General features: G+C 64.6%; 11 protein-coding genes. 9 read left to right on the top strand and 2 right to left on the bottom strand.

The features are described 5' to 3' along the window. The first annotated feature begins 22 nt into the window (after positions 1-22). The 9 genes from YU9_RS0106030 to YU9_RS0105990 all read left to right on the top strand — a co-directional run bounded on the left by YU9_RS0106030 (position 23) and on the right by YU9_RS0105990 (position 9,507). Positions 23-1,135: an NAD-dependent epimerase/dehydratase family protein gene (locus tag YU9_RS0106030; protein ID WP_027571976.1), complete on the top strand. Its 1,113-nt coding sequence runs from the start codon at positions 23-25 to the stop codon at positions 1,133-1,135. Then, positions 1,135-2,196 (top strand): NAD-dependent epimerase/dehydratase family protein, encoded by a 1,062-nt coding sequence (locus YU9_RS0106025; RefSeq protein ID WP_027571975.1) that lies wholly within the window; start codon positions 1,135-1,137, stop codon positions 2,194-2,196. The genes YU9_RS0106030 and YU9_RS0106025 overlap by 1 nt, the downstream gene beginning before the upstream one ends. Then, on the top strand, positions 2,193-3,479 hold the full coding sequence (locus tag YU9_RS0106020) for a TIGR04295 family B12-binding domain-containing radical SAM protein (protein WP_027571974.1): 1,287 nt from the start codon (positions 2,193-2,195) through the stop codon (positions 3,477-3,479). Before YU9_RS0106025 ends, YU9_RS0106020 begins: the two co-directional genes overlap by 4 nt. Then, complete coding sequence (locus tag YU9_RS0106015; protein ID WP_027571973.1) at positions 3,476-4,588, top strand: glycosyltransferase family 4 protein; 1,113 nt, start codon at positions 3,476-3,478, stop codon at positions 4,586-4,588. Before YU9_RS0106020 ends, YU9_RS0106015 begins: the two co-directional genes overlap by 4 nt. Beyond that, a complete protein-coding gene (locus tag YU9_RS0106010) occupies positions 4,585-5,715 on the top strand; it encodes a glycosyltransferase (RefSeq protein WP_027571972.1) in 1,131 nt (376 codons plus the stop codon). The genes YU9_RS0106015 and YU9_RS0106010 overlap by 4 nt, the downstream gene beginning before the upstream one ends. Further along, the gene (locus YU9_RS0106005) at positions 5,712-6,800 is read left to right on the top strand and encodes a glycosyltransferase (RefSeq protein WP_027571971.1); all 1,089 of its coding nucleotides are present in this window, start codon (positions 5,712-5,714) and stop codon (positions 6,798-6,800) included. Before YU9_RS0106010 ends, YU9_RS0106005 begins: the two co-directional genes overlap by 4 nt. Continuing rightward, positions 6,797-7,921: a glycosyltransferase gene (locus YU9_RS0106000; RefSeq protein WP_027571970.1), complete on the top strand. Its 1,125-nt coding sequence runs from the start codon at positions 6,797-6,799 to the stop codon at positions 7,919-7,921. The genes YU9_RS0106005 and YU9_RS0106000 overlap by 4 nt, the downstream gene beginning before the upstream one ends. An 11-nt stretch (positions 7,922-7,932) precedes the next feature. Then, on the top strand, positions 7,933-8,976 hold the full coding sequence (locus tag YU9_RS0105995) for a UDP-glucuronic acid decarboxylase family protein (protein ID WP_027571969.1): 1,044 nt from the start codon (positions 7,933-7,935) through the stop codon (positions 8,974-8,976). Positions 8,977-9,303: 327 nt separating this feature from the next. Next, a complete protein-coding gene (locus YU9_RS0105990) occupies positions 9,304-9,507 on the top strand; it encodes a hypothetical protein (RefSeq protein WP_036017085.1) in 204 nt (67 codons plus the stop codon). A gap of 28 nt (positions 9,508-9,535) precedes the next feature. On the opposite strand, the gene YU9_RS0105985 is transcribed toward YU9_RS0105990, so the two are convergent. Beyond that, positions 9,536-10,543, bottom strand: coding sequence for a formate dehydrogenase subunit gamma (locus YU9_RS0105985; RefSeq protein ID WP_027571967.1), 1,008 nt, complete (start codon positions 10,541-10,543; stop codon positions 9,536-9,538). A 31-nt stretch (positions 10,544-10,574) separates the two neighbouring features. After that, on the bottom strand, positions 10,575-11,171 hold the full coding sequence (gene fdh3B / locus YU9_RS0105980; protein ID WP_027571966.1) for a formate dehydrogenase FDH3 subunit beta: 597 nt from the start codon (positions 11,169-11,171) through the stop codon (positions 10,575-10,577). Positions 11,172-11,182: the final 11 nt, after the last annotated feature.

Here is an 11,182-nt window from a genome sequence, read left to right as displayed (position 1 = left end):
CCCATGCGGCACGGAGCGGTGAATGACGCGAGTATTGATTACTGGAGGCGCGGGATTCATCGGCTCGCACACGGCCGACGTGCTGCTTGCGGCCGGTTACGACGTCCGCCTTCTCGACAATCTCTCTCCGCAGGTCCACGGCGGCGACCGTCAGCGGCCAGCCTATCTCGCCGACGACGCGGAGCTCGTGGTCGGCGACATCACGGATACTGTCGCCGTCGAACAGGCCTTGCGCGGCGCCGACATGGTCCTGCATCTCGCCTCCGCCGTCGGCGTCGGCCAGAGCATGTACGACATCGAGCCCTATGTCAGGACGAACGAGCTCGGCACCGCGGTTCTGCTGCAGGCGCTGGCCAAGCGCCCGGTCGCACGGCTGGTGGTGGCATCCTCGATGAGCATCTACGGCGAGGGCCTCTATCGTGACGGCGGCGGGAGCGTCGTCGCGTCCGACGAACGGCCGATCGAGCAGCTTCGCAAGGGGGAGTGGGAGCTGCGGGATACCGCTGGCCATCCCCTCGATCCCGTGCCCACCCCTGAAACGAAGCAGCCGTCGCTGAGCTCGATCTACGCGCTGAACAAGTACGCGCAGGAGCGCATGTGCCTGATCACGGGCAAGGCCTATGGCATTCCGATCGTCGCCTTGCGCTTCTTCAACGTGTTCGGTCCGCGCCAGGCCCTGTCCAATCCCTATACCGGCGTGCTGGCCATCTTCGCCGCACGGCTGCTCAACGGCCGGCCGCCGCTCGTCTTCGAAGACGGCCAGCAGCGGCGCGACTTCGTTCATGTGCACGACGTCGCCCGCGCCTGCCGCATGGCGCTCGAAGCCGACCACAGCCAGGACGTCTTCAACGTCGGCTCGGGTCAGAGCCGCACGATCCTGTCGGTCGCCGAGGATCTGGCCCAGGTGATGGGACGGTGCGAGATAGCGCCCGAGATCACGCGGAAATACCGCGCCGGCGACATCCGGCACTGCTTTGCCGATATCGGCAAGTCACGCGACCTGCTCGGCTTCGCGCCGCATGTCGCGTTCAAGGACGGACTTGAAGAGCTCGCCGAGTACCTCGCCGACCAGATCGCCGACGATCAGGCGGAGCGGGCGACCCGTGAGCTGCTGCAACGAGGGCTGGTCGCGTGATGAGCGAACGAGACAACAGATACGTCCTGGTCACCGGCGGCTGCGGCTTCATCGGCTGCAATCTCGCCGACTGCCTCGCCGAGCGCGGCGACCGCGTGCTGGTGCTGGACAATCTCGCTCGCGCCGGCGTGCGCGAGAACGCGCAATGGCTGAAATCCCGGCATGGCGACCGCGTCACAATCACGGTGGCTGATATCCGCGACCCAATTCCGGTGATCGACGCCGTGCGCGAGGCGCGCGCCGTGCTGCACCTCGCAGCTCAGGTCGCGGTCACCGACAGCGTCAGCGATCCCTCGGCCGATTTCGAGATCAACGCGCGCGGCACGCTGAACGTGCTCGAAGCCGTCCGCCTGCACAACGGCTCGGCGCCGGTGATCTTCGCCTCGACCAATAAGGTCTACGGGCGCCTGATCGAGGACAGCGAGATTGCGCTCACCGGCCGCCGCTACACGCCAGTGAGCGACATGCTCGCCGCCGGCGTCTCGGAGAACGCGCCGCTGGATTTCTACAGCCCCTATGGATGCTCCAAGGGCACCGCCGATCAATATGTCCACGATTATGCCCGGGTGTTCGGGCTGCAGACCGTGGTGATGCGGATGAGCTGCATCTACGGGCCGCGGCAATTCGGCACCGAGGATCAGGGCTGGATCGCACATTTCGTGCTCAGCGCCATCCGCGGCAACCCGCTGACGATCTACGGCAATGGCAAGCAGGTCCGTGATGCGCTGCACGTGTCGGACGCGGTGAGCGCCTGGCTCGCGGCGCTCGACCACATCGCGCTGGCCCGCGGGCGCGTCTTCAATCTCGGCGGCGGTCCGGCCAATGCGGTCAGCCTGCTCGAGCTGATCGACCGCATCACCGAGCTGACGGGCCGCAATGTCGCCTACAGCTTTGCCGATTGGCGACCGGGAGATCAGCCCTGGTACGTGACCGACACCCGGGCGCTCGCCACCGCGCTCGGCTGGACGCCGCAAATGTCCCTCGCCGACGGCCTGCGCTCGCTCCTCTCCTGGCTCGACAGCCGCTTCGGATCACCCGGAAACCGCGAGGCCTTGGCATGACGCGGATCGCTCTCATCAATCCGAACTGGGATTTTGCCGGAAGCATCTATTTCGGCTGCCGCTCCCCTCACCTTCCACTCGAGCTCGGCATCTCCGAGCACTATCTGAAGGCGGCCGGCCACAAGACGCTGCTGCTCGATGCGCACATGTTCGATCTCTCGCTCCACGAGATCGAGGCCGAGCTGCGCGCCTTCGGTCCCGACCAGATCGTCTTCACGACTGCGCCGACATATCTGTTCTGGCGCTGCGCGCCGCCGGAGCTTCGCGTGCCGCAGCAGCTCGCACTGGCGGTGCGCGACCTTGCTGCGACGCTGATCGCGGTGGGTCCGCATGGCTCGACTACGCCAAAGACCGCCTTAAGGAAGCTCGGCGTCGACATCGTCGTGATGGGCGAGTGCGAGGCGTCCCTGCTGCGTCTCGGCAACGGCGAACGGGACTTTCCGGGCCTGTGCTTTGCAGACGGCGCTTCGCTCCGGGTCAATGGCGGTCCACAGGCGGTCGCGTTCAGCGACCAGCCCGCGCTCGATTGGCCGGACGAGATGATCCGGCGCCACCATCACCACCATCACCGCTTCGAGGCCGAGCCGACGGCAACGGGCGCCGAGGTCGAGGCCTCCCGCGGCTGCCCCTACAATTGCACGTTCTGCGCCAAGGAGAACTTCCGCAACGCCTACCGCAAGCGGCCGCCAGCGCTCATTCTCGACGAGATCGATCATCTGCGCGACCAGGGTATCGAATACGTCTACTTCATCGACGAGATCTTTCTTCCCAATCGCGAGCTGCTGGTGGGGTTGACGACCCGCGGGCTGAAGTTCGGCGTGCAGACGCGTATCGACCTTTGGAAGCCCGACATGCTCGCCCTGCTCGGACGCGCCGGCTGCGTCTCGATCGAAGCCGGCATCGAGAGCCTGACCGTCGAAGGGCGCGCAGCACTCGCCAAGAACTGCAAGATGACCACGGATCAGCTCGCCGACCGGCTGGTCGAAGCCCGTCGCCACGTCCCCTTCGTGCAGGCCAATCTGATCGAGGTGCCCGAGGACGACGATCCCGTCGTGCAGCGCTGGCGCCGCACCATGCAGGGTGCCGGCGTCTGGGCCAACGATCCGGTGCCGCTCTATCCCTATCCCGGTTCGCCCGACTATCGGAAGCTCTGGGGCGAGCCCGATGATGTCGCCTGGGAGCGTGCGCACCGGCACTATCTCGCGATGTTCGACCAGTTCAGCGACGTGCAGAACGATCGCCCGGTCCCGCTCGACACTCTCGAACTCCAGGTGGCCTCATGAGCCCTGGCGCGGACATCAGGATCATGATGACGACCGACACGGTTGGCGGCGTATGGACCTATTCCTGCGCCCTCGCATCCAGCCTCGCTGCGTCCGGCGCCGACATCACGCTCGTGACGCTGGGCCCGCGGGCGCGGATCGATCAGCGCCAGATGCTGCGCGATACCCGGGTGCACTTGATCGAAACGGATCTCGCCCTCGAATGGCAGGACGCGGAAGGGCGGAACGTCTCCGACGCAAGGCGCATGCTCGCCAATCTCGAAGCCAGGTTGATGCCTGATATCGTGCATCTGAACAGCTTTCGCGAAGCGACCTTTGCCTGGCATGCCCCGACGGTGCTGGTGGCGCATTCCTGCGTGAATTCCTGGGCACTGGCCTGCCGCGATACCGCCTGGCTCGGTGAGCCCCGATGGCGCCGCTATACCGAGCGGGTCGCCGCGGCCCTCGACATGACGCAGGCCTGGGTGTGTCCGAGCCGGGCCTTTTACGACGTCATGACGACGATCTACCAGCCCCGATCGCGCGGCGCGGTGATCTGGAACGGCATTGCGCCTCGCGAACCCTCTGGACGGAAGCGGGATTTGATCTTCGCGGCCGGGCGGCTGTGGGACCGCGCCAAGAACATCGAAACTCTCGCCGCCGCCGCACCCGGACTGGATTGGCCGGTCGAGGTGGCCGGTCCTATCGACGCACGTCGGTCGACGGGTGTCACCTGGCTCGGAGAGCTGCCGCACGAAGCGATGGACGCACGCTTGCAGCGCGCGGCGATCTTCGTCAGCCCCGCCTTCTACGAACCATTCGGCCTCTCGGTGCTGGAAGCCGCTGCCGCGGGCTGCGCTCTTGTTCTCTCCGACATCCCGACGTTCCGCGAGTTGTGGCGCGGGGCCGCATTGTTCTTCGATCCAGCCGACAGCGATGCGCTGCATCGGACTCTCGCAGAGCTTTGTGCTGACGATACGGGTCGAGCACGGCTGCAGCGCGTCGGCTATGAGCAATCCCTGACCTATTCGCTGGCGCGCATGACGAGCGCTTATCTTGGCCTCTACCAGGACCTAATCGCATCGACTCCGACGATCGCGACGGTCAGCCAGATCGAGGTGCGCGCATGAAATGCGTCCTGTTCTATCATGCGTTCACCTCGTGCTGGAACAACGGCAACGCGCATTTCCTGCGTGGCTATGCGCGCGAGCTGCATGCGCTCGGGCACGAGGTCGTCGTGTTCGAACCCATTGACGGCTGGAGCCGGCTGAACGCCATCCGCGAGGGCGGCAGTCATGCGATGGAGGATATTCCCGCCCTCTTTTCCGGCATCGACATCCGCCGCTACGATGCCAGGCTCGATCTCGAGCGGGCGCTGGACGGTGCCGATCTCGTTATCGTGCATGAATGGAATTCGCCCGATCTCATCGCGCAGATCGGACGCAGGCGGATGCAAGGTGCGCCCTTCACCCTGCTGTTCCACGACACCCATCACCGCGCCGTCAGCGCACCCGAGGAGCTTGCGCAATTCGATCTCGACGGGTTCGACGGCGTGCTCGCCTTCGGCGAGGTGCTTCGGCAGATCTACCTGAAGCTCGGCTGGGCTGACCGCGTCTTCACCTGGCACGAGGCGGCCGATGTCGCACTGTATCATCCGCTGCCGCAGGTTGAGCGTTCCGAAGATCTGGTCTGGATCGGCAATTGGGGCGATGGCGAGCGCAGCGCCGAACTGAACGCGTTTCTGGTCGCACCCGTGGCGGAGCTGAAGCTCCAAGCGAGCGTCCATGGCGTGCGCTATTCGGACGATGCTCTCCGCACCATCAGGAGCGCAGGTATCCGCTATGGCGGCTGGCTGCCGGCGCACTGGGCCCCCGTCGTCTTCGCCGGCGCGCGCGCAACAATCCACGTGCCGCGCGGGCCTTACGTAGCCCTGCTTCCGGGCATTCCGACCATCCGCGTGTTCGAAGCGCTGGCGTGCGGCATTCCCCTGGTCTCGGCGCCTTGGTCGGATACGGAAGGGCTGTTCCCGGAGGACGCCTATCTCAGCGTTGCCGATGGCGCGCAGATGAAGCGTGCGCTTCGTGCCGTTATCGATGATCCCGAGTTGTCCTCCGCGATGGTGGCGACCGGCCTGAAAGCCATCCGGGATCGTCATACCTGCCGTCACCGCGCCGAGCAGCTCGTCGACATCGTGTCGGGCCTCAGGGGTTCAAGCCGCCCGCCACAGCCTCAGCACCACATCGGAGCCGTTGCATGAAGATCTGCTTCTTCGGATCCAGCCTCGTCTCGTCCTACTGGAACGGCGCCGCCACCTATTACCGCGGTATGCTGAAGGAGATCGCGGCGCTTGGCCACGACATCACCTTCTACGAGCCAGACGCCTTCGCGCGCCAGGCGCATCGCGACATCGACGATCCCAACTGGGCCAAAGTGATCGTCTATCCCGCGACCCCGGACGGCTGGCGCCGCTCGCTCGGCGCCGCCGCGCAATCGGCTGACATGCTGGTCAAGGCCAGCGGCGTCGGCGTCTTTGACCAGGAGCTGGAGAACGCCGTTGCTGCGCTGCCATCGCGGCTGATGCGGATCTATTGGGACGTCGATGCTCCCGCGACACTCGAAGCGATGGAAAGCGATCCGCAGCATCACCTGCGTCGCGCCATCCCGTCCTACGATATGGTCCTGACCTATGGCGGCGGCGACGGCGTCGTATCGGCCTACCGATCGATGGGCGCGCGGGACTGCGTGCCGATCTACAATGCGCTCGATCCGGCCACGCATTTTCCGGCGCCGCCCAATCCGCGCTTCGCCTGCGATCTCAGCCTGCTGGCGAACCGCCTACCTGATCGCGAGACGCGCGTCGATCACTTCTTCCTGGACGTCGCACGCCACCTGCCCGAAAAATCCTTCGTGCTCGGCGGCTCCGGCTGGGACGACAAGGACACCTCCGCCAATCTGCGCAAGGTCGGTCATGTCGGCACCGCCGATCACAACGCGTTCTTCGGCTCCGCTCTCGCCACGCTGAACGTCAATCGCGACAGCATGGCGCGCTACGGTTTCTCCCCGCCAACGCGGGTGTTCGAAGCGATCGGCGCCGGCGCCTGCCTGATCACCGATGAATGGGCCGGCATCGATCATTTTCTCGAATCCGGCCGCGAGGTGCTGGTCGCCGCTGAGGGAGCCGAGGTCGCAGAGCACCTCGCAGCGCTCAATCCAGAGCGGGCCCGGTCGATCGCCCGCCGCGCCCGCGCGCGCATCCTCAGTCAGCACACTTACCGGCAGCGCGCGTGCCAGTTCAACGATCTCTTCGTCGCCAGCAGCTCGCGAATCGAGGCAGCAGAATGAATCTCTCCATCGTCGTCATCGGACTTTCGGTCACTTCGTCCTGGGGCAACGGTCACGCCACGACCTACCGCGCCCTGATCGAAGCCCTGGCGCGACGAGGACACCGCGTCACGTTCCTGGAGCGGGACGTGCCCTGGTATCGGGATCACCGCGACCTGACCAAGCCCCCTGCCTGGACTGTCGAGCTATACCAATCGTTGAAAGACATTCCGCGCCGGTTCGGCAAGCTGATCCGCGGTGCCGATCTGGTGATCATCGGCTCCTACGTTCCTGACGGCATCGCGATTGCCGAATGGACGACGACCCATGCGAGGGGAGTCACGGCATTCTACGACATCGACACGCCGGTCACGCTGGCGAGGCTCGAGCAGGGCCTCAATTATCTTTCGGCCGCGATGATCCCGCGCTTCGATCTTTATCTGTCCTTCACCGGCGGACCGGTGCCCGGCATGATCGAGCAGAGCTACGGCAGTCCGCTCGCGCGTGTCCTTTATTGCAGCGCGGACGCGGAGGTCTACGCACCGAAGCGGGCGCAGCCGAAATGGGCTCTCGGCTATCTCGGGACCTACAGCGAGGACCGGCAGCCGGTTCTCGACGAGTTGCTGCTTGCACCGGCGCGCACGCTGCCGTCGGAACAATTCGTCGTCGCCGGCGCGCAGTATCCCGAACATATCGCCTGGCCCGCCAACGTCGTCCGGATCGAGCACCTCCCGCCAAAACAGCATCCGACGTTCTACGCCGCCCAACGCTACTCCCTGAATGCCACCCGCGCAGACATGAAAGCGTTGGGCTTCTCACCGAGCGTCCGGTTGTTCGAGGCCGCCGCCTGCGGCACGCCGGTGATCTCGGACCGATGGCCCGGGATCGAGACGATCTTCGCGCCGTCGCGCGAAATCCTGCTGGCATCCAGCCCACGCGAGGTCATCGCGATCCTGCGCGACATGCCGGAAGAGCAACGGCGCACCATCGCTCACAACGCGCGGCGGCGGGTTCTCGCCGATCACACCCCAGACCATCGCGCTCGGCAGCTCGAGACCTATTACGCCGAGGCATTCGCGCGGCGCCGCCGCAAGACGGCGCCTCTTCCCGTCGCTCGCCCCATGCAGGTCGCAGAACTCTGAAAGGCAATACCATGACACTCCAGACCCGCATCCACGCCTCCCGCCGCTCGCCGACGGTCCTGGTCGCCGGCGGTGCCGGCTTCATCGGATCGCATCTCTGCGACGCGCTCCTGCAACGCGGCAGCATGGTGATCTGCCTCGACAATTTGTTCACGGGAACGGCCGACAACATCCGGCCGCTGCTCAATCACCCGAATTTCCGTTTCATCGAGCATGATGTTCGCGATCCCATCGAGATCGAGAGCGATGTCGACCGGATCTACAGCCTCGCCTGCCCGGCCTCCCCCCGGCACTATCAGACCGATCCTGTCGGGACGATGAAAACCTGCGTGCTCGGCTCGATCAACCTGCTCGAACTCGCGCGGCAGAAGCGCGCCAGGGTCCTTCAGGCCTCTACCAGCGAGGTCTACGGCGACCCCGAGGTGCATCCGCAGCCGGAGTCCTATCTCGGCAACGTCAACCCGATCGGGCCGCGGGCCTGCTACGACGAGGGTAAGCGCGCCGCGGAGACGCTGATGTTCGACTACCGGCGCATGCACGGCACCGAGATCAAGGTCGCGCGCATCTTCAATACCTATGGCCCGCGCATGCTCGAGAATGACGGACGCGTCGTCTCCAACTTCATCGTGCAAGCCTTGCGCGGAGAGCCGATCACGATCTACGGCCAGGGCACGCAAACCCGCAGCTTCTGCTTCGTCGACGATCTCGTGCGGGGGCTTCAGCTCTTGATGGAGAGCCCCGCCTCGGTCACTGGTCCATGCAATCTCGGCAATCCGCACGAGGTCACGATCGAGGCAATCGCTCGGGAAGTGCTGGCCTGCACTGACTCGACCTCCCCGCTGCGCTTCGAAGCCCTGCCAAAGGACGATCCCAAGCGACGCAAGCCCGTGATCGATGCCGCGGAGAAGATTTTGGGATGGCGTCCGCGGGTAGCACTGAAGGACGGTCTTCAAGCGACCATCGCTTACTTTGCGATGCGTCTCGCCGCGGAATCGCCCGCACTCGTGCCCGCCATTGCTCCGCGCAGACGCGCTATCCAGCACGCGACCGGCTGATGATGTCCGCTCAGGCGTGACGGCAGATCATTCAGTGAGTGCCCCGCAGCAGAACGCTCGTGCAGGGTCCGCGACCTGACCAAACCTAAAACGCCCCGGCCACAGTGACCCCAATTGACGCTCGGCAGCAGATCACAGATAAGCGCGCCGCACGGCGCCATCCAATCTGACGGCAAATTGCATGTTCATGGCGCAAGTGCTGGATGCTTCAAGAACAGGGTCCGTTTCAACCCATGTGGAACCGATCGCATGTGAAGTGGCTCACATGCGGCAGTACAATCTGGATGTATTCGTCATGCCGGGTGGAGATGGCAGACGGAGATGCGCATGAAACGCCTCATGCTCTCGCTCATTGCAGCCCTGCTTCTCGCCGGTGCGGCCAGCAACGTCCTCAGATCGCATGCACTGTTCCATTTCGGTCAGCACGGCATGGCATCCATTCAAGACATGCAGACAGGCCAGGCCAACAAGCTTCCCGAGCAGGAGCTGCAGGACCGCTCCGTCTTGTTTGCGAAAGAGCCGGGTCAATAGAGTGGACTGGCCGCTTTTCGAGCTCGTCCTATTCGGCCGCCGCGGTTGCGGGTTGCGGTTGTCCGTCGTTGGGTCCCGTTCGCGCCGCCTGCTCGTCGAGCCAGAGGCTATGGTGCTCGCGGGCCCAGTTGACGTCGACTTCGCCCGTGCCCATGGCCTCGAACGCACCTTCCATGCCGATGGTGCCGATATAGATGTGCGCGATCATCGCCGCGACGAACAGGACCGCCACGATCGAGTGGACGATCTGAGCCAGCTGCATGCCTTCGATCCCCGTCGTGTAGAACGGGAACATCAGGACATAGCCGCTCGCAGCAACCAGACCGCCGCCGATCACGACGATCCAGTAGATCGCCTTCTGGCCGGCGTTGAAGCGGTACGCCGGGGGATGATCATGTCCGATCATGCCGCCGCCCCGCTTCAGCCACTCGACGTCCACCTTGTTCGGAATATTGCCGCCGATCCACATCAACAGGATGAGGACGACGCCAATGGTGAACGGGAAGCTCAGATAGTTGTGGGCGTACTTGGCCCATAGCGACCATTCAGAGAAGTTCTCGAAGCCGATCAGCGGCAATAGCAACGGTCGGCCAAAGGTGATGTTCAGTCCGGAGATCGCCAGAATGATGAAGCAGGTGGCGGTCATCCAGTGCACGAAACGTTCATAGACGTTGAAGCGCACGAGGGTGCGGCCGGACCGTCCACTTTCGAGGCGCACCATGCCGCGGGTGAGATAGAAGATCACGAGCACCGCCAGCATGCCGATGATCGCGATGCCGCCGATCCAGCGCAGCGTGACATTGTGGAACTCGCGCCATTGCCGTCCCTGCGGCTGCTCGAGAACGCCGGACCTCTGATCAGGGATGCTGACCCGACCCTGGATCCGGTTCAGCTCCTGCAAGAGCTGCTGCTCCTTGACCGAGCTCGCGGTCGGATTGACCTGCTGGGCGCCCAGCGGTGCCGGCACTGCCACGATGAGGAGGAGTAATGCACAAGCTCCGACAGCCAGCCGAACGAATCTTGCAAACGATACCATGAGCTCCTCCTCAATGTTCGCGCGACGTTGGTCAGGACTCGATCGTCTCGCGATATGCGGTCTTCCAGCCCCACGCACCCGAGCCATAGCCGCGCTTCATGACGCGCTCCTTGTAGATCTGCGCAATGATCTCGCCGTCGCCCGCAAGCAGGGACTTGGTCGAGCACATTTCGGCACACAGCGGCAGCTTGCCTTCGGCCAGCCGGTTCGCACCGTATTTCTCGTATTCCTCCTTGCTGCCGTCGGCTTCCGGGCCGCCGGCGCAATAGGTGCATTTGTCCATCTTGCCGCGCGAGCCGAAGTTCCCGACCTTCGGATATTGCGGAGCCCCGAACGGACAGGCGTAGAAACAATAGCCGCAGCCGATGCAGAGGTCCTTGGAGTGCAGCACCACAGCATCGGCCGTGGTGTAGAAGCAGTTCACCGGACACACGGCCGCACAGGGCGCGTCCGTGCAGTGCATGCAGGCCATCGAGATCGAGCGCTCGCCAGGCTTGCCGTCGTTGATGGTGACGACGCGGCGCCGGTTGATGCCCCAGGGCACCTCGTGCTCGTTCTTGCAGGCGGTGACGCAAGCGTTGCACTCGATGCAGCGATCGGCGTCGCAGAGAAATTTCATACGTGCCATCGTCGTTACTC

This window comes from Bradyrhizobium sp. WSM1743 (assembly GCF_000473065.1).
Taxonomy (GTDB): Bacteria; Pseudomonadota; Alphaproteobacteria; order Rhizobiales; family Xanthobacteraceae; genus Bradyrhizobium.
Note: the sequence above shows the minus strand (reverse complement) of the source record. Positions and strands in the feature narration are given on the sequence as shown.